Below are 19,475 nucleotides of genomic sequence, written 5' to 3' on the forward strand. Positions count from 1 at the left end.
TCGTTGTCGGAGGGGTGACCTCTGATTACGCACCGTGGGAAGGGCGGCCCGACCGGTTCCCGCCATCGCCGGCGCCATCGCCGCCGCCGGACACCGGACCGGGTTCGGGACCGGGTTCGGGACCGGGTTCGGGACCGGGTTCGGGACCGGGTTCGGGGGCCGTCGCCGGGCTGGTCAGCGCGAGCAGGGCCATGTCGTCCGTGGCGCCCCCGCCCGTGTGCCGCCGCACATCGTCCAGTACCGCGTCCAGCAGCTCCCCCGGCCCCGTGAAGATCCGGCCCCGCAGGCGCGCGGCCGGGTCGTAGAACACCCCGTGCGCGTCACGCGCCTCGGAGACCCCGTCGGTGTAGAGGAGCAGCGTGGCGCCGGGCGGCAGCGGGTACTCGTCCGCCCGGTCCGGCCGGGGCTCCAGCTCGCCCATGGAGAGCGGGAGGGCGTGCTCGCGGGGTTCGAGCGGGCCGAGCCCCCCGTCCCCGTACAGCATCAGCGGGGCCGGGTGGCCCCGGTTCACCAGCCGTACGACGCCGCCGGAGCGCGGGATCTCGCCGAGGACGGCGGTGGTGAACGCCTCGACGGCGTCCAGCGTCTCGCGCCGGCCGGCCTCGCGGTTCAGCGCCCGCTCCAGCCGGCCGGTGACCCGCTCCAGCGATGTCTCCTGCTCGGCGGCCTCCCGGAAGGCGCCGATGGCGACAGCGACCGCCTCCACCGCGCCGAGCCCCTTGCCCCGGACATCGCCCAGCACCAGCCGTACGCCGTGCGGGGTGTCCTGGACGGCGAAGAGGTCGCCGCCGATGAAGGCGTCCGCGACGGCCGCCTCGTAGCGCGCGGCGACCCGGAACCCGCCGATCCGCTCGGCGGGGGTGGGCAGCACGGCCCGCATGGCGGTCTCGGCGACGACCCGCGCCGAGGCCAGCCGCTCGTTGCCGCGCCGGATGACCCGGTTGATGAGCAGCGCCAGACCGGAGACGGTGACGACGGTGACCAGCTCCGTGTACGTCGTGGGCTCGTCCAGCGTCTCCTTGTAGAAGTGGAGCCCGATCACCCCGGCGGTCGCCGCGAGCCCGGTCAGCAGGGTGGTGCGCCAGGAGAAGAAGGGTGCGGCGATCAGCGGGGCCGCCGCGAACATCGGCGCGGCGGTGAACCGCTGCGGGGTGGCGAGATCGAAGACGAAGCCGCCGACGATCATGAGCACGGGCAGCATCCGGACAAAGCGGCGCGCGCCGTATCCACTGAGCTGTTCCTGCGCCAAGGGTGCTCTCCCGACCGGTTCCGGCCCGCCGACGGCTGCGGACACGTCTCCCGCGCCCCTCCCAGGGTCGCGGCAACCGCGCGGGGAGGCGAGCCGCCGCCGTCCAACCGGGCGATACACCGGGCGGGGGCCGAGGACGCGCGCATACGACAATGGCCCGGCACTTCCTGAGAAGTGCCGGGCCACGGTCTTTCAGTAGCGGGGACAGGATTTGAACCTGCGACCTCTGGGTTATGAGCCCAGCGAGCTACCGAGCTGCTCCACCCCGCGTCGTTGAACACAACCTTACGCCATCCGGAGCGCGCTTCTCCCCACTTTCCCCCGGAGGCGCGGAGCGAGCCCTCATTTCCGGGGTGTTCCCGGCCTGCGGGGGCCGGATTTCCCGCCCCGACCCCCACCTAATGCACCGAATTCACCCTCTTCGCCACCCCCATCCGGCTGTCCCGCCGGGGAGGCGGCGGCCGGTCAGTCGGTCAGTTCCCGCTCGCCGAAAATCCTCATCGCGTCCCGGACAAAGGCAGCTGTCCCTTCCCCATGGCGCTCGTAGTGGGCCGCGAACCGCTCATCAGTGACGTACATCTCACCGAGTCCGATGAAATGGCACTTCGACGGGGCGTCCATCGCCGACAGCCATCCGTACTGGCGCCGGGTGATTGCCTGCGCCCGCTCGCCGCCGGGCTCCTCGCCGTCCGCCAGCGCCCGGGCGAAGTCCGCCGCGATGCCCTTCTGCTCCCGCAGATATCCCTGGCGCTCCGGCTCGCTCAGCGAGCGCCACCACTGGTCGCCGCGCTGATACGCCCGCCGGCCCCAGCGCTCGGTGACCTCCCGCTCGTACCGGGTGTGGTCGAAGCCGTCGAGCACGTCCTCCGCCATGAGCTGTTCCCCTCTCTCGGTCTTGTGCAGAGTGGTCCGCACCGAGGCGATCTGCCGCCCGATGCGCTCGCGCTCCTGTTCCAGGAGGCCCAGATGGGCCCGGAGCGCGGCGGCGGTGTCCCGCTGGCCCCGGAGCACCTCCGCGATGGCGGGCAGGCCGAGGCCCAGCTCGCGCAGGAGCAGAATCCGCTGGAGCCGCACCAGGGCATCGGGCCCGTAGTAGCGGTATCCGTTGGCACCGACCCTGCTGGGTTCGAGCAGCCCCATGTCGCCGTAGTGGCGCAGGGTGCGGCTGGTGGTCCCGGCGCGCCGGGCGATTTCCTGGATCGACCACTCCATGGCCCGAACGCTAGATCTTGACGTTGCGTCAAGGTCAAGCCGGATGTCCGGGACTCCGGGACCCCGGGACCCCGGGACCCCGGGACTCCGGGACCCCGGGACTCCGGGACACCCTCTGCCCCCGGGGTCCCGGTCCGGCGGTGGCCGCGCCCCGGTCCGGCGACGGCTCACCGCACCCGGGCGGCCCGCATCCGCAGATAGTTCGCCTCGGGCACGCTGAGGGTGCGCTGAGCGGCGAGCCGGTAGGCGGCCCGCGCGCCCTCCGCGTCCCCCGCGCGCTCCAGCAGATGCGCGCGGACGGCGTCGAGCCGGTGGTGCCCGGCGAGCCGGTCCTCCACCGAGGCGACCTCGGTGAGCCCCGCCTCGGGCCCGTGGACCATCGCCACCGCCACGGCCCGGCCCAGCGCGGCCATCGGCTCGGGTGTGAGCCGTACGAGAAGGTCGTACAGCCCGAGGATCTGCGGCCAGTCCGTGGCATCGGCGGAACCGGCCTCGTCGTGCAGCGCCGCGATGGCGGCCTGGAGCTGGTACGGCCCGGCGGGCCCCTGCCCGAGGGCCTCCTCGACCAGGGCGCAGCCCTCCTCGACGGCCGGCCGGTCCCAGCGGCCCCGGTCCTGCTCGTCGAGCGGGATCAGCTCGCCGCGCGGACCGGTGCGGGCGGCCGAACGGGCGTCGGTGAGCAGCATCAGCGCGAGCAGTCCGGTGACCGCTCCCTCCCGGGGCAGCAGCCTGCGGAGGCGGCGGGTCAGCCGGATGGCCTCGCGGGCGAGGTCGGCGCGGTGCAGGGCGCGGCCGGAGGTCGCCGTGTACCCCTCGTTGAAGATCAGATACAGCACCTGGAGCACGGCGGCGAGCCGCTGGTCACGGTCCTCGGGCAGCGGCTGCCGGAAGGGGACGCCCCTGATCCGCTGCTTGGCGCGGCTGATGCGCTGCGCCATCGTCGGCTCCGGTACGAGGTGGGCGCGGGCGATCTCGGCGGTGGTGAGCCCGCCCACCGCGCGCAGGGTCAGGGCGATCTGGGCGGCGGGGGCGAGTGCGGGGTGGCAGCAGAGGAAGAGCAGGGTGAGCGTGTCGTCCTCGGAGGGGACGCGGCTCTCCCCCGGCGCGCCCCCGTCCGGGAGCGGGGGCGCGAGGGCGGCGGCGGTCTCCTCGCGGCGGCGCCGGGCCTCCTCGGCGCGCAGCAGATCGGTGAGACGGCGCGCGGCGACCCTGATCAGCCAGCCCCGGGGGTTGCCGGGGACGCCGTCGGCGGGCCACCGCACGGCGGCGGCGAGCAGCGCCTCCTGCACGGCGTCCTCGGCGAGGCCGAAGTGTCCGTACCGGCGCACGAGCGCGCCGAGGACCTGCGGCGCGTGGCGGCGCAGCAGGTCCTCGGTGCCGGCGGTGCGGTCGGTGCCGGCGGTCCGGTCGGTGCCAGCGGTGCGGTCGGTGCCGGCGGTGCTGTCCGGTTCGGTCATGCGCCCGCGGAGCGGGTGTCCGCGCCCGCCGACGACTCCCCGCGGTCGCCGTCAGACCTCACCGCCGTCACCGTCCTGGATGGGCCGGATGACGACGGCGTGGACGGGGGTGCCGGCCGGTTCGGGACAGCGCGTGACCCGGGCGGCGATCTCGGTGACCCGCTCCAGGCTCTCGCAGTCCACCACCCAGTACCCGGCGAGGACTTCCTTCGTCTCGCCGTAGGGGCCGTCGGTGATCACGGGCCGCCCGTCGGGGCCGGCGGTGACATGCCGGGTCTGCGCGGGCGCGGTGAGCCCCTGGGAGTCGACCAGCTCACCGGAGTCGGCGAGGTCGTCGCTGATGGCGCTCATGTACGCGAACATCGCCTGGAGCTCCTGCTCGCTCCAGGCCGGGGCGTGGGGGGATGCCTTGCCGGCCATGGCCTCGTAGTCGGCCTGGGTGCCCTGAACCATCACCAGATACTTCATGATGTCGCTCCTCGGTTGTGGTGGCCGCCCCTTGTGGGCGGCTCTCACAGGGGACGTCGGAGCCGATGACGGGTTCTCGACAGGTCTCGGCGCACTCGCGGGAAATTCTGGGGGTTCCGCGTGCCCGGGGCCAGCCGGCGGGGGATACGGGGGCTACTGAACGGCGCCGACCAGGCCGGTGACCGGGTCGGTCAGCGTGGCGAGCTGGGCGGGCACCTCCATCAGGGCGTTCAGCTGGTGGAGCTGGTTGATGCCGCCGGTGACCTGCTCGACGGGGCCGGCGGCCGGGGGCGCGGGCGCCGCGGAGGCACCGGAGACGGAGAGGACGGAGGCACCGGCGGCGAGGGCGGCGGCGGCGAGCATGCGCTGTGTCTTGGTCATGCCGGGTCAACGTCGGCGGGCGGCGCGGGTCACGGCCCCGGGCCGGGGATGACCCACAAGGAGCGCGTCCGGCCGGGGAGGGCGCGTTGACCCGGTGAGTGGACGGCCGAACACCAGCAGCAGACAGAAGCGGACAAACGGGTGAACCCGCACCCCCATATGGCGCAGCAGTTCGGTTCGTTGGCCCACTTCCGGGTGATCTGCCCGTATCTCCGGTGTCGTGATCAAGAACTGGAGGCGTGCCACCGCGGCCGCCGCATTCGCCCTTCTGCCCCTCACCCTCCTGACCCCCGCCCGGGCGGCCGGCTCCGCCCCTGCGGCGGCCCGCGCGCCCGAGACCGCGGCCATCGGCGTGGCGGTGGGCCGTCTCGCCGTCACCACCGAGGACCGCACGGGGTACGAGCGTGACTCCTTCCGCCACTGGAACACCGGCCTCGACCCGGACGACGGCTGCAACACCCGCGCGGAGGTCCTGATCGCCGAGGCCGTCGAACCCCCCTCGGTCGGCGCCCGCTGCGCCCTGACCGGCGGCTCCTGGTTCTCGTACTACGACGGCCTGACCGTCACCCCGGCCGGCGCGCTCGACATCGACCACATGGTCCCCCTCGCCGAGGCCTGGGACAGCGGCGCCTCCGCCTGGACCCCCGCCCGCCGCGAGGCCTACGCCAACGACCAGGGCGCGGCCACCTCCCTGATCGCGGTCACCGCCCGCACCAACCGCCAGAAGTCCGACCAGGACCCGGCCCAGTGGCTCCCCCCGGCCGAGAACACCCACTGCCGCTACCTCGCGGAGTGGACCGCGACCAAACTCCGCTGGAACCTGACGGTGGACGAGGCCGAACAGGACCGCCTCTTCCTGCTCGCCGCCGGGTGCCCGGGCACGACGGTCACCTACGAGCCCGCGCCGTAGAGCCGCGGGGCTGTCCCGCCGCCGGCGCTCCGGAGTCCGGTACGGTCCACGGCCCGGCCCGCTCCCCTCCCCCGTGCGGTAGGGGGAAGTGGACCTGCCGTGACGGGGCATGAGCAGGTGGAGGAACCACCCATCGGCCGGCCACTGGCTCGCCGAAGCCCCTCAGCCGATCGCCGCCCGATCCCGACCCGAAGGAGATCCCACCATGCCGGCCACCCCCACCCCGACCCCCCTCACCGAAGCCGAGATCGACCAGGCTCTCGCCGCGCTCCCCGGATGGAGCGTGCGGGAGGGGAGGCTCACCGCGGGCTTCACGGCGGACCGGGGAGCGCTGCCGGGTCTGTACGCGGCGGTGGCCGGGGCCGAGGACGAGAGCAACCACCACGCGGACATCCACATCCTGTACGCGACGATCACCTTCGGCCTCAACACCCACGACGCCGGAGACGCGATCACCGCCCTGGACACCGCGCTCGCGGCCCGGATCACCACCCTGGCGAAGGAACACGGCGCCCGGGCGGCCGGAGGGTGAACCGGGGGCGGCGGGGGGGGTGCCTCACCTCTGGGGAGGGGTGGGGCGCTTCCTCGCGCGAGTCGTGCCGCGCGAGGAGGTCTTTCCCTTCCAGGAGAGGGGCGCCGAGCGTTGCGACGATGCCTCCCCCGACGCCCCCGCCGCCGTGATCGCCGCGGGTCGTGCGGTCAGGGGCGCCGAGGTCGCGGAGCGCCGGTGATCACGACCGGTCGGACGGGTGGGTGGGCGCCGGCTGGCCCATCACCTGTGCGGCGGCCCGGAGCGCCGCGTCCACGGCAGTCCGCCAGGGATAGGCACGCTGCGTACCCGGCTGATTCGGTGTGAAGCCGCCCTCCCCGTACAGCACCGTCACTCCGGCCGCGCGGAGGGTCTCCACGGAGCGGTCGATCTGCGGGTGCGCCGCGTAGGCGGAGTTCACGCACGGCACCGCCACGGTGGGGATGCCCTTGCCCATGCCCTCCGCGACCACACCGACGACGAAGGCCGTGGTGAGGCACAGGGCCCATGAGTTGAGGCTGTTCGCCGTCACCGGAGCGAACAGGACCACGTCCGCACGGGGCCACACGTCCGGTTCCCCGGGGCGTTTGTACTGGAAGCGCACCGGGTGTCCGGTCAGCTCCTCCAGGGGCTCCAGGTCGTCGTGCAGCCAGTCCGCCGCCGTCGGCGTCAGCCCGAGACACACGTCCGCCCCGCGCGACTGAAGATCCCGGATCACCGTTCCGACCTCGAAGACCGGCGGCGCCGCGCTCCCGAAGAGATAGATCGTCGTCATGCGAACCATCCGACCACACGCGTTCGCCCCCCCGAGTCGGATGGATCGGGGGGCGAAACCGCGTCCAACGCCCCTGGGCGTCGGTACCGTTCCCGATGGCGAGTCAGGAACTGGAGGCCCTCATGTCCATTCCCCGTGACGACGACATCGGCGCGCGCATCAAGGCGCAGCGGAAGCTGGCCCGGCTCACCCAGAGGCAGCTGGCCGATCGCATGCCCTACTCGTACAGCCTCCTGAACCAGGTCGAATGCGGCAGAAGGGCCGCCACCATCGCGTTCCGCACCGCTGTCGCCCGCGCCCTCGGAATCGACGTCCGCACCCTGACAGGACCGCTCTCGGCGAGCGACACCCACCACGACCGCCGCGCCGCACTCGCCTCCGTCCGCGAGGCCCTCGACCTCTACGACCTCGGGCCGATCGACGCGCTCACCGCCCGGCCGGCCGGCGTACTGGCCGGGGAGGCGGACCGGCTGTGCCGGCAGGTCCGGGCCGCACACCTGCGGCGCGCGTCCCAGGACCTTCCCGCGCTGATCACTGAGCTGACCCACACAGCGTGGACCGCCCCGGCGACACCGGTGTGGCAGGCCCTGGCCTCCGCGTACCGCACGGCGTCCGACATCGCCCTGAAGCTGGGACACCTTGATCTCGCGCGGATCGCTCTCGACCGCATGGCGTGGGCCGCAGAGCGTGCGTCAGATCCGTGCCTGGCCGCGATCCGGCAGTACAAACGCGGCCTCCTCCACAAGACAGGCGACGGGCGCGGCACCGGGCAGCGCCTCATCGCCGCTGGGCAGCAACTCCTCGCCGGGGAGAGTTCCCGCGAGGCCCTCGCCGTCTCCGGACAGCTCCACCTCGGCGCATCCGCACTCGCCGCACGCGCGGAGGACCGGACCGCTGTCGACCTCCACTTGGCTGCCGCCCGGGACCTGGCGGACCGTATCGGCGGAGAGGCCCCCGAGGTGCACTGGCTGTCCTTCGGACACAGGAACACCGCTCTTCACGCATTCGGGGCCTCGGTCGCCATGCGCCGCTACGACGACGCGCTCGGCCAAGCCCGCGCCATCGGGTTTCCCGCGTCGACCCTCACCAGCCGGCGTGCCCGGTATCTGGTGGACCGCGCCAGAACCGAGATGGAGACCGGGCACCTGAACGCCTCCCTCAAATCCCTCGGTGCCGCGCGCCGCGCGGCGCCCGAGCAGGTCCGGCACTACCCGGGCACCCGGGAAACGATCAGCGGCCTGGTGCACCTCAGCCGCCGTGCCCCGGACACCCTCGGGCACATGGCCAGGTGGATCAACCTCTGACCGTGATGATCACAGCGCTCACAATTCTGTAAGCGTTCAGCTCTTCCTCAGCCCTCAGGCTGGAACCGGATCTGATCACAGCGGATACGGAGACCCGGCGATGACGACGCCGCACGGAGAGAACGACACCGCGATTGCCCAGTGGCTCGCGGAATCCCTCGACACACCACAAGCCGTCTGGGGGCACTGGCGCGTCGGCCCCGTCGCGATGCTCCCCGCCGGCCGGCGCTTCGACGCCGTCCGCATGCCCGGGGACCTCGTCCACGCCTCCCTCGGCGCCACCGACCACGCCACGCTCAGCGCCGGCCTGGACTTGGCCCTCGCAGGACCCGTCATCTGCGACACCCGCTGGTACTACGCCCTCGTACCACCTCGCACCAGCGAGCGGTGGACCTCCGGCCTCGCCACCTGCCTCGGCACCGGTACCTGGCTCACCGTCCCCCGCCCGGACCGCACCGACGACACCGGCACCGGTATCCACTGGTGCGTATCCATGGCCTACCCCGGCCGCCTGTGCGACCCGGCCGATGTCGCTGGTCTGCTCCGGGAAGGCCACGAGCGACTCTCCCCTCCCGTGCGGAAGTTCCGCCGCCGCGCGGCGGTCGGGGAGCCGTCCTGATGGACATGGAGACCTATCGCGGTGCCCGCGCGGCGGCCGACACCGCGGCCCGCGCCCTCCAGGACGCCCTCGCCGGCGCCGACGTGCCCGAGCGGGTGTGGCGATCGATCGAGCCCACCGTCACCCGCCAGGGCGGCGCGTTCGTCGACATCGGCCTGATCCCCGCCGGCGCGGCCCTGCTCCTCGCCGAGGCACTGCGCCGGCCGGCGGCGCGGCTGCGGTGGCTGGACACCGGCACCGGCGCCATGATCCCCGTGCCGGTCGCACCACCCGAGGGACCGTTGTGAACGGTCCGCCCCGCCGCCCGGGCCGTCCGCGCACCCACCGGCCGCCCGACGACTTCGGCGCCTGGGTCGTCGCCGCCATCTGCGTGATCTCCCTGCTCGGCCACGGATGGGAGGTCGCGGACCGCCTCCGCGCCGACGACCGCCGGTCCACCCCCGCACCAGCCCCGGACGACACCCGCCACACGACCGAGTGAACCCCTGCCCTCAGGCGCCCGCCGCTCGATAGCCTGCCCGGGCGATGACCTCCTTTGCCGACGAAGCCCGCGACAGGGTGGCCCACCTCCTCCGCATGGCCCGCACCGACGACGACCGCGCACGGGCCCGGATCATCACCTACGCCGAGGCGACACCGGACCCGCCGCTCATGGGCCCCCAGGGCATCCACACCTCGGGGTGCCCCCGGTGCGCCGGCACGATGTGGCTCCAGCGAGAGCTGCACGTCTGCTCGTCCTGCGGACACATGGAGGACGCGTGATCGGCCCCCGCCCGTGCCGGGCCGCCGGGGCTGCCCGGACATCCCGAACGGCGGCTGCGGGAACGCGGCGCACCGCACACCGCTCCAGCCCCGGGTGCGGAACGGGCTGAGCAGCCGACCCGCTGACCGCGAGGGCCCGGCGGGCGGAGAGGCCATCGGCCCAGGTCCTGCGGGCGACCCCAAAGAGCGCAACCCCGGGCCAGACGGAGTCTGACCCGGGGTTGATCGGTAGGCCGTGTGGACTCGAACCCACAGCCAACGGAGTAAAAGACCTGGCGATCTTGTACTGATCGGGGTTTTCCGTTCAGTGCCCGGCCCCATTAGCCCAGTCAGTAGGGCCACCGATGCCATCCGATCCAGCTCCGAGTGCCCTGTGCTGGCGCATCCGCTCACGCATGCAGCAACCCCTGCTGACACCACCGAGGAAGAACCGATCACGGTCCGGAAACACCACCCGCAGGTGGCCACCAAGCCCGACACCATAGCGGGATGACCAGATATACCAGGGCCACGGTCCCCGCTGTGCTTCTCCTCACTCTTGTCACCGGATGCGGTTCCGCTTCCGATCCCGACAAGCCTGCCGCCGCTGCCAGCACGCCAGCAAAGGCCGCAACCTCAGCGCCCGAGCCGGAGCCCACTGAAGAACCGACCGAGGATCCCATAGCAGAACCGACCCGAAGCATCGGGCAAGCATGGGAGTACGAAGGGACCATCGCTGACGAGGCAGTCGAGGGCTCCGAAGCCGTCCTCGGATATACCCAAGGTGTCAAATCGATCGTGAGCGCAGACGAGGACGCAGGCACCACTGGCTACGAGTGGGCTGCCGTCGAACTGAAGTCGTGCAGCGTGAAGGGGTCCTTCTACGCCACCACGATGAACTGGACGCTGTCCTATGAAGACGGCAGCCGAATCGAGCCGTCGAGTACCACTTACGACGACTTCCCCAAGCCGGAGTACGCGGTGGAAACAAAGCTGACCGCAGGCAAGTGCGTAAAGGGGAAGGTCGTATTCGCAGTGCCTGCGAAAGACCGGCCCGCGACGATCGTGTACGCACCAGCCTCCGTTGAGATACCGCTGGAGTGGACCGTTCCCGCGAAGTAGCAAGCCGAAGTAGCCGCAGCAGTTACGGCGGCGCCCTCCTCAACGTCACGGCCTGCACGATCGTCACTTGGTCAAGGCCCACGTTGGCCCGTCGGAGTTATCGAGCCAGACGCACTGTTCGCCGGGTCTGATGGTGATGCCATAACGATCGGGCCCCGGGCAGTCGGCGATCAGGTAGGTCCGGTGGGCGTCTTCAAGGGCGGTCCAGAGGGGACGGGAGCCAGTCTCGGCGGCCGTGGTGTCGGGGTGAAGTTGGGCAATCGAGCCGTCAGGGTGCCAGACCCGGGCTCCCGTGATCTCACCGTTCTCGCCCAGGTCGTACTGCCAGGTGAGGCCGGGGACGGCGACGCCGGCGAGAAAGCGGAAGTGGTTGTCGGCGATGGCCTCGGCGAGGAGGGTGGACGGGCGGCCAGGGCCGGTGGGCAACGGCGGTCGGCGGGTCGGGACGCCGTCGGTCAGGGTGTGGCGCAGGGGCATGAAGAAAGCGCCGTGGGGGAGGAAGCGACCCGTGGCCGTGCCCGGGCCCGTGGGGTGGATGCGGGCGAGGGCGTTGCCGAGGGGGGCGAGGAGGAAGCCGTCGTCCGTGAGCTGCTGGAGCAGAGCCGGGGGGACAGAGGACAGGCCGCAGGTGACGATGATGCGGTCGTAGGGGGCACGGTCGGGGGCGCCGAGGGAGCCGTCGCCGGTGATCACGGTCGGGTGGTACCCGGCGGCGGCCAGGCGTTCGCGGGCGGGGCCGGTGATGTCCTCGGCGATGTCGACGGTGGTGAGGTGATCGTCGCCGAGGCGGTGGGCGAGAAGGGCGGCGTTGTAGCCGGTGCCGGCGCCGATCTCCAGCACGCTCATCCCGTCCTGGACGGCGAGGGCTTCGAGCATGGTGGCCATGAGGGAGGGCTGCGAGCTGGACGAGGTCGCGGCCCCGTCCGTGCGGTGGGTGACGAGGCTGCGGTCCTCGTGGACGGCGGTGAACCATCGTTCGTCGCCGGAGACTCGGTCCCCGGAGGGTGCGTAGAAGTACGGGACGAAGACGTGCCGGGGGACGTCTTCAAAGGCCCGGCGCCATTGCGGGTCGGTGAGGTCGCCCGCGTCTGCGAGGGTCTGGGCGAGGGTACGGCGGGCCTCGGTGGCGGCCTGATCCGTGAAAGCGCTGGTCATCGGCGGGTGGAGCCTTTCTGGAGAAGATCGGCGATGGCGTGGGTGATCGATTCGCGGGTGGGTTCGATCCAGGCCCACTGGCCTCCCGCGTTGACGTCGACCAGGTAATGCGCGCCCTGGCCGTCCACGATGAAGTCGAGGGCGGCGAAGACCAGGCCGAGGCGGCGCATCATCTCGCGTACCGCGTCCGCGATCGAGGCGGGCAGGTCAATGGCAGTGTGGGTGAAGGCGTCGGAGTCCTGGCGCCAGTCCGGGCCGGTGTGCCCGGCCGGAGCGTGGATCGCGGCGGCGAACAGCCGTCCGGCGACGACCGCGACGCGGACCTCGTACGCCCGGTCGGTGATCTCCCGCTGAAAAAGGTGCGCGGTCAGTGCGATCCGGGGGTCGCGCCACTGCTCTTCGGGGACACGGCGGGTGTAGAGCTGGCCCCGGGTGCCGCCCTCGGTGTGGACGATCCCGCCCAGCACCTTGGTCACGATCCGCCCGCCGCAGCGCCGGGCGAACGGCGGCACGGCGTTCGGATCGTTGGTGATCAGGGTCTCGGGCACTTGGAGCCCGCTGGCGACGGCGGCGGCCAAGTGGACGGGCTTGGTGCAGTCGACGTTCGCCTGAGGTCGGTTCACCCACAGCGCCCCTGGCAGCGAGCCGAGGACAGTAACCGCCCGCTTGGCCTGCCCGATCGCGAAGCGGCGCTCCGGACCGCTCATCGACTCCGGCAGCTCGTGAACGGTGGGCTTGCGCCACCACACCGCCCGCAGCTCGGATAAGTCGATGCCCCGGGCGTCATCGCGCAGGGTACCGGTCCACCGGCCGTGAGCCCCCAGCTCCGTACGGAGAGTGGTGCGGGTGGGGAAGTCGGCGAGGTCGGTCCGCCAGAACGGGACCCGCCGCTCGTTCAGCTCCCGCAGGACGAAATCCGCGGTGGGGTCCAGGGCGTGGGTGACGACGAGCACGCGCGGCGGGAGGCCGCCGCGCGTGCCCTGACCGGCGCGGAACGTCATCAGTCGTCGTACTCGTCGTCGTTCTGGTCCGTGTCGACGGCGATGGCGTCCTTGCCGTCCGACTCGGTGTTGCACGACGTCTTGCTCATGGTCGGGTGGGTGCCGGCCGGGAGGCCGTCGACCAGGGAGAGCTGGGTGACCGGGTCCACGGTCAGCACCGGACGGTGGCCGGTGACCGGAACCGGGTCGGTCAGGCTGTCCAGACCGAACGGCCTCGTCCCGGCGGGTCCGGCCGGCTCAGCGGTGATCTCGTGGGACAGGGACGGGACGCGTTCCAGCAGGAGCGACATGCAGGATTTTCCTTTCGTCGTAGAGGTGCTCGGGCGGCTCCCCGGGCCGTGGGCCAGGGGGTGTGCGCCCCGGACAGAGGTCCAACAGGTGGGGTTGTCCCTGCCGGGGGCAGTCTCAGGAAGTGGCGGACGGCTCGGAGTCCGGCTCGGTGTCGGCGGTGACGACCGGCATGGGCTTCATGGGCGAAGCCGGGTCCATCACCTGCGGGCTGAGAACGAGGAAGGGCGGTACGACACCGATGACGCCGAGCAGCAGGGTGGCGAGACCGGGACGCGAGGGGCGGTCGGCGGCGTGCCTGCCGCTCATCGCGCGCCGCCCAGGGAGAGGACCACCGTCCGCTCCTCGGCTGTCCAGCGGGTGGGGTCACCGTGGCGGCTGCGACACGCCCGCACGGCCTCGGAGGGCCGTACCCGGTCGTCGGTACGGGGCCCAGACGCCCGGGGGCTCTCGTGTGCGGCGTCCGCGCAGGGGGGTCGGGACACCGGCTTCACCTCTTCCCTGGGTGGCGGGTGGCTGACCACTCCAGGTAACCGCCCCATCCCACCAGGCGACCAGGAAGCCCGACGGGCCACAGAGCGGCCATTGAGCGGCCACTTCGAACAGACGCACCGAACACCCGTAACGCCGGGTATGAGTCGATCAGTTGGGCGCTACGTTGGAGAGGCCGAGCGCAAGGGGACACGGTGAGGACCAACGACAGGCTGCGGGCGGCACGGCTCGACCGTGGGTGGCTGTCCCAGGAGAAGGCGGCCGAGGAGATCAGCACGGCGGGCCGGCTCGCGCTCGGCGACCCGTACTTCACCGTCAGCGTGCGCACCTACCGGCGCTGGGAGTCCGACCGACCCGGCTGGCCCCGGCCCGACACCGCCGCCGCCCTGCGCGCGGCCTTCGGCCTCGGCCCCGAACACCTCGGCTTCACTCCCCCGCCGGGACACCCCACCCGTCTGCGCCACGCGGAGGAGGGATCTTCCATGGAACGCCGCAGCTTCCTGGCCGCCGGTTCGGTGGCAGCGCTCGGCATGGTGAGCCCCGCCGACCTCAGGCCCCGGGACATCGACCCGGCCCTGGTCGGCTACTTCTACCAGCAGCTCGGCGGCCACTACGCCGCCGACATGATGCTCGGCCCCCGCGACCTCATCGGAACCGTCACCGAGCAGTACCGGCTGATCAGCGACCTCACCCGGGCCGCCGGCGGCACCGTACGGGAAGAGCTGATCCAGGTGGGGGTCACCTACGCCGCGCTGGCCGGATGGCTCCACCAGGACGCCGGACTGTGGGACTCCACCGCGTACTGGCACGGCATCGCCCAGATGGACGCCCAAATGCTAGGGAACGCCGATCTGACCGCGTACATCCTCTCCAACATGGCCCGCCTCCGGTCCGACCTGGGCGACGGCCGGGCCGCCGTAGATCTCTGCGGACAAGGGCTGAGCGAGCGACACCGGCTCTCCCCCCGCATCCGGGTCAATCTCATGCACCAGCAGGCGCACGGCCACTCGCTGCTCGGCGAACGGACCGCCGTGGACCGGCTCCTGGACGAGGCGTCGGCGGTAGTCGACGCAGCAGATCCGGCTGTGCCCTGGGGCGGGGTCCACCACAACGCGTACTTCTTCGAGGTCCAGCGCGCCACCTGCTACGGACGGATGGGGCTGCACGAGGAGGCCCTGTGCATCTGGGACCGGATCAACGCCGACATGCCCCCGGCCGCCCGCCGCGACACCGGCGTCTATCTCGCCCGCCAGGCCGCCGCGTACGCCGCCACCGGAGAGCCCGAGCACGCCGTCACCCTGGCCGCCGAATCGGCCGGGATCGCCGCCCAGACACGCTCCGCCCGCCACCGCAAGGAACTGGACACCCTCCGCGAGAGCATGAGCCGCTGGCGGAACGATCCCATCGGCGGGCGCCTCGTCCAGGCCCTCAAGCCACTCGCCGATGGAAACCCTTGAGCAAAGGAGCGGCCCCATGGCTGCCGTCCCCCTGTCGGACACCGAACTCTCCCGGAGCCTCGCCGATCTCCCCGGCTGGAGCGTCCGGGACGGGAAACTCACCGCGACCTTCGAAGCCGACCGCGCCGCCGTCCCCGCTCTCTACACCGCCGTCGCCGCCGCCGAGGACGAGGCCCATCACCACGCCGAGATCACCATCCTCCACGGGACGATCGGCTTCGCCCTCAGCACCCACGACGCCGGGGACGCGATCACCGCCCTCGACACCGCCATGGCGACCCGCGTCACCGCACTGGCCGGCGAGCACGGAGCCCGCCCGGCGGACGGCTGGACGGGCGGGTTCACCGCGTCCTGGCACCGTCGGTCCGGGGCGGGAGCCGCTGACGCGCATGGTCTGCCTGCGGGTGCGCTGCTGCGGTCGGGCAGTCGGCCCGCAGGTGCTCGCTGATCCGGCGGGCGGGCCGGCGCAGGGGTAGGCGCACCCGCTCTGACCGGACACGGGAGCGCGTGAACCGCCGAAGGCCCTGGCTGTCCCGTGACCTCCCGGCAAAGCCCTCTGCGGGCCGGCGCAGGAGCGGGACGGCCACCGTGGCAGGCCATAGCGGGGCTTCGGGAAACCAAGGCGGTGGGAGATCTGACCGCTCGCAGGCCATACGGAGCTGTCCCCCGTCCCCGCCGGGACGCGCGTACGAGCCCGTCCGCTCACGCACGAGCCCTCCAACGCCGAAGTGCCCCACCCGGCCAAAGCCGGATGGGGCACTTCTTCGCAGGTCACGGGCTTGCACCCGGCCCCGCTCTCGGTAGGCCGTGTGGGACTCGAACCCACAACCAACGGATTAAAAGTCCGCTGCTCTGCCAATTGAGCTAACGGCCCTCGCCGATTCATCCCCGACCATAGCTTCCTCCGCCCCCTGCGCCGATCGGGTACCCGATCACGGAGCGGCGAAGTGGGGTGCCGGTGCTGTCAGGTCGGCGCACAGCGGGACGAAGCGACCACAGCAACGGGCCTCCGGGGGAGGCGTGTTGCCGGTGATGGTGGCGGGAGGGAAAAGGCGCGGGGCCCGTATCCCGGTCGGGATACGGGCCCCGCAGGGGTCAATCAGCCGTTGCGCTTCCAGCGGGGCTTGTCGTCACGGCGGCCGAAGGAGCCGGTGTTCGTGCCGGTGCTGCCGCCGCGGTGGTCGTCACGGCGGGCGTACGGGCGGTCGGCGGAGCCGGCGCGGTAACCGCTGGAGGGGCGGTCGTCGCGGCGGTCGCGGTTGAACGGGCGGTCACTGCCGCGGTGGCCGCCGGAGGGGCGGTCGTCGCGGCGGAAGCCGCCGGAGGACGGACGCTCGTCACGGCGGTCGTCGCGGCGGAAACCACCCGACGGACGGTCGTCCCGGCGGAAACCACCGGACGCGGGGCGCTCGTCACGACGGTCGTCACGGCGGAAACCACCCGACGGACGGTCGTCCCGGCGGAAACCACCGGACGCGGGGCGCTCGTCACGACGGTCGTCACGACGGAAACCACCCGACGGACGGTCGTCACGGCGGTCGAAGGAACGGCCGCCCCGGTCGTCACGGCGGTCGTCGCGACGGTCGTCACGGCGGAAACCACCCGAGGGGCGGTCGTCCCGGCGGAAGCCGCCGGAGGACGGACGCTCGTCGCGGCGGTCGAACGAACGGCCACCGCCGCGGCGGTCGAAGTTCCCCCGGTCGTCACGGCGCTCGGTCGCCTGCTCGGGCACGGCGGCGGCAGCGGCCACCGTCGCCTCCAGCTCGGCCTCAGCGGCCTCGGCCGCCTCGGCGACCGCCGCCTCCGGGTCCTCGCCGCGCTCACGGGCGGCGCGCGCCACCAGGCGTACGGCCTCCTCGCGCAGCTCCGTCGCGCGGCGCTGCACCCGCTCCAGCTGCTTGGTCAGGTCGGCGACCTCGCGCTCGGCCTGCTTGGCGGCGTTGTTCGCGGAGTCGGCCTGGACCTCGGTGAGCGACCGCGCACCGGTGATCTCGGCGACCTCCGGGTCGAAGGCGCCCGCTCCGCCGACGATGTGGCGCGAGGCGTCGACGCCCGCGTCCTCCATCAGACGGAAGATCTGGCGGCGCTGGTGCGGCAGCGACAGGGAGACGACCACACCGGACTTGCCGGCGCGGGCGGTACGCCCCGAACGGTGCAGGTAGTCCTTGTGGTCCCCGGCCGGGTCCACATTGAGCACCAGGTCGATGCCGTCGACGTGGATGCCGCGGGCGGCGACGTCGGTGGCGACGAGCGCGTTGACGTAACCGTCCTTGAAGTCGGCCAGCGTCCGGGTGCGCGCGCCCTGGGTCATGCCGCCGTGCAGCGCGTCGGCCTTCACGCCCGCCTCGCGGAGCTGCTCGGCGATGCGGTCCGCGCCCAGCTGGGTGCGGACGAAGATGATCGTGCGGCCCTTGCGGGCGGCGATCGCGGCCGTGACCGGCGCCTTGTCCTTCGGCTTCACGACGAGGACGTGGTGGGTCATGGTCGTGACATTGCCCTGGGCGCTGTCGACCTCGTGCGTGACCGGGTTCGAGAGGTAGCGCTTGACCAGCGTGCTGATCTCGTTCTCCATCGTGGCGGAGAACAGCATGCGCTGGCCGCCGGACGGAACCTGGTCGAGCAGCTCGGTGACCTCGGGCAGGAAGCCCAGGTCGGACATCTGGTCGGCCTCGTCCAGGATCGTGACCTGGACCTGCTCCAGGGAGCAGGCGCCGCGGTTGATGATGTCGCGCAGCCGGCCCGGGGTGGCGACGAGGATGTCGACACCGCGCTCCAGCGCGTAGATCTGGTTGCCCATGGACGTACCGCCGCAGACGACCTTCATCTTCAGGCCGAGGACGTCGCCGTACGGCTGGAGCGCGTCCGCGACCTGCATGGCCAGCTCACGGGTCGGGGTGAGGATGACACCGCGCGGCTTCTTCTTCTCGGTGTGGCCGCCGGAGAGCGTCGCCAGCAGCGGGAGGCCGAAGGAGAGGGTCTTGCCGGAGCCGGTGCGGCCGCGGCCGAGGATGTCCTTGCCGGCCAGGGCGTCCGGGATGGTCGCGGCCTGGATCGGGAAGGGGGCGGTCACGCCGTTCTGCGCGAGCTTGCGCACCACACCGTCGGGCAGACCGAGAGTGGCGAAGGTGACCGTCGGCTCGGCATCCTCGTCGGACTCGACAACGGCGTCGGCGTCGGCGTCGACATCGGCGGAGCCGTTGGCCGAGTCGTCGGCCGCGGCGGAGTCGTCAGCGGTGGTCTCAGCGGCTTCGGGGGCCTCGGGGGCCTCGGAGACCGCGACGGCCTCGGCGGGGACGGGCTCGGCCACAGCCTCGGGAGCCTCGACGACCGCCTCGACGGCCTCGTCGTTCTCGGGCATGACGGCGTGATCAGTACTGAAAGTGGACATGCGAAATGCGAAACCTTCCGGAGTCTCGGCACGCGCCCAAACTCCGTGATTTCGCAATTCGACCGCCTCTATGCGGTCAGCCACGGCTAGGGAGAGTACGCGCCACACGGCGCGCTTCTTTTTCGGCGCCGGGCAATGGGATCAAACGATCTACCACCATACGCACTCTCCCCCACCCAAGGCAAACCCCGTCCGAGTGACCCCCGGCACACCCCCTACACCGGACCCAGCTGCGGGGACGCCAGCGGCTCCCCCCGCATCCCCCCGCCATCCGCCTCGGCCGTCCGCAGCGCCCCCGCGTGGACCTCCGGCGCGGAGGAGGCCGACGGCGGCTCGGTCGGGGTGTCCGACTGCGGCGGGGGGCTCTCCTGCGGCGGCTCCGGACTCGGCTCCTCCGCCGGTGGGGAGGACGGCTGGGCGGAGGGCGAGGGCGCGTCCCTGGTCGGCTCGGGCGTGGCCGCGGGCGGCTTGGGGCGCTTCGTCCCGGAGGTCGGTTCCGGGGTCGCCGCGTCCGCTGCCGGCCGGCCGGCACCGCTCGCCGGGGAACCGGAGCCGGAGCCCGGCCCGGAGCCGGTCCCGCCGCTCTTCCGCTCGCCGGACCGGCCGGCCTCCGCGCCCGTGGCGTGCCGGCCGCCCGCGTGCCCGCCGCTGGGGCCGGTGTGCCCGCCGTCCGGATCGGCCACCGTGCCGCGCCGGCCTCCGGACGCGGTGGGTGCGGGCTCGCCGCTCTTGTCGTCGCTCACGCTCATACAGCCGGCCGAGGCCGCGAACGCCAGCGAGGCGGCGAATGCGACAGCGATACGGCCAGGGGCGGACACATGGCGCACGAGGGCACCTCCGGGAGGTCGGCGCAGGGGACAGGGACGGCTGCCCTGCCCAACTCCCGGCGCCCCGCGAGGGACACGCCCCGTTGCCTGACAAGTACAC

22 protein-coding genes and 2 tRNA genes are annotated in these 19,475 nt (G+C 72.5%); 10 read left to right on the forward strand and 14 right to left on the reverse strand.

Annotated features, from left to right (window positions below):
- Positions 1-25 precede the first annotated feature (25 nt).
- From ABT122_RS14455 to ABT122_RS14480, 6 genes are all read right to left on the reverse strand, one after another.
- Positions 26-1,249, reverse strand: a complete 1,224-nt coding sequence (locus tag ABT122_RS14455) for a PP2C family protein-serine/threonine phosphatase (protein ID WP_502976142.1) — start codon at positions 1,247-1,249, stop codon at positions 26-28.
- Between the two features lie 196 nt (positions 1,250-1,445).
- A tRNA-Met gene (locus ABT122_RS14460) sits at positions 1,446-1,519 on the reverse strand.
- A gap of 195 nt (positions 1,520-1,714) precedes the next feature.
- Complete coding sequence (locus tag ABT122_RS14465) at positions 1,715-2,461, reverse strand: MerR family transcriptional regulator (RefSeq protein WP_351550571.1); 747 nt, start codon at positions 2,459-2,461, stop codon at positions 1,715-1,717.
- A 167-nt stretch (positions 2,462-2,628) separates the two neighbouring features.
- Positions 2,629-3,918 carry an RNA polymerase sigma factor gene (locus ABT122_RS14470; RefSeq protein ID WP_351550573.1) on the reverse strand — a complete coding sequence of 430 codons (1,290 nt, stop codon included), beginning with the start codon at positions 3,916-3,918 and terminating at the stop codon, positions 2,629-2,631.
- Positions 3,919-3,969: 51 nt separating this feature from the next.
- Positions 3,970-4,386, reverse strand: coding sequence for a YciI family protein (locus tag ABT122_RS14475; protein WP_351550575.1), 417 nt, complete (start codon positions 4,384-4,386; stop codon positions 3,970-3,972).
- 153 nt (positions 4,387-4,539) lie between these two features.
- Positions 4,540-4,767 carry a hypothetical protein gene (locus tag ABT122_RS14480; protein WP_351550578.1) on the reverse strand — a complete coding sequence of 76 codons (228 nt, stop codon included), beginning with the start codon at positions 4,765-4,767 and terminating at the stop codon, positions 4,540-4,542.
- A gap of 220 nt (positions 4,768-4,987) precedes the next feature.
- On the opposite strand from ABT122_RS14480, the gene ABT122_RS14485 reads away from it, so the two are divergent.
- Positions 4,988-5,677, forward strand: coding sequence for an HNH endonuclease family protein (locus ABT122_RS14485; RefSeq protein ID WP_351550581.1), 690 nt, complete (start codon positions 4,988-4,990; stop codon positions 5,675-5,677).
- A gap of 205 nt (positions 5,678-5,882) precedes the next feature.
- On the forward strand, positions 5,883-6,209 hold the full coding sequence (locus ABT122_RS14490) for a 4a-hydroxytetrahydrobiopterin dehydratase (RefSeq protein ID WP_351550584.1): 327 nt from the start codon (positions 5,883-5,885) through the stop codon (positions 6,207-6,209).
- A gap of 199 nt (positions 6,210-6,408) precedes the next feature.
- Here the strand turns inward: ABT122_RS14490 and ABT122_RS14495 are convergent, their stop codons facing one another.
- Positions 6,409-6,981: a flavoprotein gene (locus ABT122_RS14495; protein ID WP_351550587.1), complete on the reverse strand. Its 573-nt coding sequence runs from the start codon at positions 6,979-6,981 to the stop codon at positions 6,409-6,411.
- Positions 6,982-7,103: 122 nt separating this feature from the next.
- Here ABT122_RS14495 and ABT122_RS14500 point away from each other — a divergent pair, with 122 nt between their 5' ends.
- The 6 genes from ABT122_RS14500 (at position 7,104) to ABT122_RS14525 (ending at position 10,767) form a co-directional block, all read left to right on the forward strand.
- Positions 7,104-8,285 (forward strand): helix-turn-helix domain-containing protein, encoded by a 1,182-nt coding sequence (locus tag ABT122_RS14500; RefSeq protein ID WP_351550590.1) that lies wholly within the window; start codon positions 7,104-7,106, stop codon positions 8,283-8,285.
- Positions 8,286-8,385: 100 nt separating this feature from the next.
- Complete coding sequence (locus ABT122_RS14505) at positions 8,386-8,904, forward strand: hypothetical protein (RefSeq protein WP_351550592.1); 519 nt, start codon at positions 8,386-8,388, stop codon at positions 8,902-8,904.
- The gene (locus ABT122_RS14510; protein WP_351550594.1) at positions 8,904-9,191 is read left to right on the forward strand and encodes a hypothetical protein; all 288 of its coding nucleotides are present in this window, start codon (positions 8,904-8,906) and stop codon (positions 9,189-9,191) included. Before ABT122_RS14505 ends, ABT122_RS14510 begins: the two co-directional genes overlap by 1 nt.
- Entirely contained in the window at positions 9,188-9,385 is a 198-nt protein-coding gene (locus ABT122_RS14515; RefSeq protein ID WP_351550597.1) for a hypothetical protein, read from the forward strand. The genes ABT122_RS14510 and ABT122_RS14515 overlap by 4 nt, the downstream gene beginning before the upstream one ends.
- Before the next feature lie 44 nt (positions 9,386-9,429).
- On the forward strand, positions 9,430-9,666 hold the full coding sequence (locus ABT122_RS14520) for a hypothetical protein (RefSeq protein WP_351550600.1): 237 nt from the start codon (positions 9,430-9,432) through the stop codon (positions 9,664-9,666).
- Between the two features lie 489 nt (positions 9,667-10,155).
- Positions 10,156-10,767 carry a DUF4352 domain-containing protein gene (locus ABT122_RS14525; protein ID WP_351550602.1) on the forward strand — a complete coding sequence of 204 codons (612 nt, stop codon included), beginning with the start codon at positions 10,156-10,158 and terminating at the stop codon, positions 10,765-10,767.
- A 63-nt stretch (positions 10,768-10,830) separates the two neighbouring features.
- Here the strand turns inward: ABT122_RS14525 and ABT122_RS14530 are convergent, their stop codons facing one another.
- From ABT122_RS14530 to ABT122_RS14545, 4 genes are all read right to left on the reverse strand, one after another.
- A complete protein-coding gene (locus ABT122_RS14530) occupies positions 10,831-11,922 on the reverse strand; it encodes a methyltransferase domain-containing protein (protein WP_351550605.1) in 1,092 nt (363 codons plus the stop codon).
- Entirely contained in the window at positions 11,919-12,923 is a 1,005-nt protein-coding gene (locus ABT122_RS14535; RefSeq protein ID WP_351550608.1) for an MvdC/MvdD family ATP grasp protein, read from the reverse strand. Before ABT122_RS14535 ends, ABT122_RS14530 begins: the two co-directional genes overlap by 4 nt.
- Entirely contained in the window at positions 12,923-13,213 is a 291-nt protein-coding gene (gene tgmA / locus ABT122_RS14540) for a putative ATP-grasp-modified RiPP (protein ID WP_351550611.1), read from the reverse strand. The genes ABT122_RS14535 and tgmA overlap by 1 nt, the downstream gene beginning before the upstream one ends.
- A gap of 115 nt (positions 13,214-13,328) precedes the next feature.
- On the reverse strand, positions 13,329-13,520 hold the full coding sequence (locus ABT122_RS14545) for a hypothetical protein (protein WP_351550614.1): 192 nt from the start codon (positions 13,518-13,520) through the stop codon (positions 13,329-13,331).
- 377 nt (positions 13,521-13,897) lie between these two features.
- On the opposite strand from ABT122_RS14545, the gene ABT122_RS14550 reads away from it, so the two are divergent.
- Together ABT122_RS14550 and ABT122_RS14555 are read left to right on the forward strand one after the other, a co-directional pair.
- A complete protein-coding gene (locus tag ABT122_RS14550) occupies positions 13,898-15,160 on the forward strand; it encodes a helix-turn-helix domain-containing protein (RefSeq protein ID WP_351550616.1) in 1,263 nt (420 codons plus the stop codon).
- A 16-nt stretch (positions 15,161-15,176) separates the two neighbouring features.
- Positions 15,177-15,608, forward strand: coding sequence for a 4a-hydroxytetrahydrobiopterin dehydratase (locus ABT122_RS14555; protein WP_351550619.1), 432 nt, complete (start codon positions 15,177-15,179; stop codon positions 15,606-15,608).
- A 353-nt stretch (positions 15,609-15,961) separates the two neighbouring features.
- Here the strand turns inward: ABT122_RS14555 and ABT122_RS14560 are convergent.
- The 3 genes from ABT122_RS14560 to ABT122_RS14570 form a co-directional block, all read right to left on the reverse strand.
- Positions 15,962-16,034: transfer RNA gene (locus tag ABT122_RS14560), tRNA-Lys, on the reverse strand.
- A 225-nt stretch (positions 16,035-16,259) separates the two neighbouring features.
- Positions 16,260-18,548, reverse strand: coding sequence for a DEAD/DEAH box helicase (locus tag ABT122_RS14565; protein WP_351550622.1), 2,289 nt, complete (start codon positions 18,546-18,548; stop codon positions 16,260-16,262).
- A 215-nt stretch (positions 18,549-18,763) separates the two neighbouring features.
- Positions 18,764-19,375, reverse strand: coding sequence for a hypothetical protein (locus ABT122_RS14570; RefSeq protein WP_351550625.1), 612 nt, complete (start codon positions 19,373-19,375; stop codon positions 18,764-18,766).
- Positions 19,376-19,475 lie beyond the last annotated feature (100 nt).

Origin of the sequence: Streptomyces sp. NPDC001985, from assembly GCF_040296845.1 — a bacterium.
Lineage (GTDB): Bacteria > Actinomycetota > Actinomycetes > Streptomycetales > Streptomycetaceae > Streptomyces.

What these genes read in the sequence shown, in the direction of transcription:
- ABT122_RS14465 (WP_351550571.1), bottom strand. Translation starts at nt 2,461, where the DNA reads ATGGAGTGGTCGATCCAGGAAATCGCCCGGCGCGCCGGGACCACCAGC.
- ABT122_RS14470 (WP_351550573.1), bottom strand. Translation starts at nt 3,918, where the DNA reads ATGACCGAACCGGACAGCACCGCCGGCACCGACCGCACCGCTGGCACC.
- ABT122_RS14475 (WP_351550575.1), bottom strand. Translation starts at nt 4,386, where the DNA reads ATGAAGTATCTGGTGATGGTTCAGGGCACCCAGGCCGACTACGAGGCC.
- ABT122_RS14480 (WP_351550578.1), bottom strand. Translation starts at nt 4,767, where the DNA reads ATGACCAAGACACAGCGCATGCTCGCCGCCGCCGCCCTCGCCGCCGGT.
- ABT122_RS14490 (WP_351550584.1), top strand. Translation starts at nt 5,883, where the DNA reads ATGCCGGCCACCCCCACCCCGACCCCCCTCACCGAAGCCGAGATCGAC.
- ABT122_RS14495 (WP_351550587.1), bottom strand. Translation starts at nt 6,981, where the DNA reads ATGACGACGATCTATCTCTTCGGGAGCGCGGCGCCGCCGGTCTTCGAG.
- ABT122_RS14500 (WP_351550590.1), top strand. Translation starts at nt 7,104, where the DNA reads ATGTCCATTCCCCGTGACGACGACATCGGCGCGCGCATCAAGGCGCAG.
- ABT122_RS14505 (WP_351550592.1), top strand. Translation starts at nt 8,386, where the DNA reads ATGACGACGCCGCACGGAGAGAACGACACCGCGATTGCCCAGTGGCTC.
- ABT122_RS14510 (WP_351550594.1), top strand. Translation starts at nt 8,904, where the DNA reads ATGGACATGGAGACCTATCGCGGTGCCCGCGCGGCGGCCGACACCGCG.
- ABT122_RS14520 (WP_351550600.1), top strand. Translation starts at nt 9,430, where the DNA reads ATGACCTCCTTTGCCGACGAAGCCCGCGACAGGGTGGCCCACCTCCTC.
- ABT122_RS14525 (WP_351550602.1), top strand. Translation starts at nt 10,156, where the DNA reads ATGACCAGATATACCAGGGCCACGGTCCCCGCTGTGCTTCTCCTCACT.
- ABT122_RS14530 (WP_351550605.1), bottom strand. Translation starts at nt 11,922, where the DNA reads ATGACCAGCGCTTTCACGGATCAGGCCGCCACCGAGGCCCGCCGTACC.
- ABT122_RS14535 (WP_351550608.1), bottom strand. Translation starts at nt 12,923, where the DNA reads ATGACGTTCCGCGCCGGTCAGGGCACGCGCGGCGGCCTCCCGCCGCGC.
- tgmA (WP_351550611.1), bottom strand. Translation starts at nt 13,213, where the DNA reads ATGTCGCTCCTGCTGGAACGCGTCCCGTCCCTGTCCCACGAGATCACC.
- ABT122_RS14545 (WP_351550614.1), bottom strand. Translation starts at nt 13,520, where the DNA reads ATGAGCGGCAGGCACGCCGCCGACCGCCCCTCGCGTCCCGGTCTCGCC.
- ABT122_RS14555 (WP_351550619.1), top strand. Translation starts at nt 15,177, where the DNA reads ATGGCTGCCGTCCCCCTGTCGGACACCGAACTCTCCCGGAGCCTCGCC.
- ABT122_RS14565 (WP_351550622.1), bottom strand. Translation starts at nt 18,548, where the DNA reads ATGTCCACTTTCAGTACTGATCACGCCGTCATGCCCGAGAACGACGAG.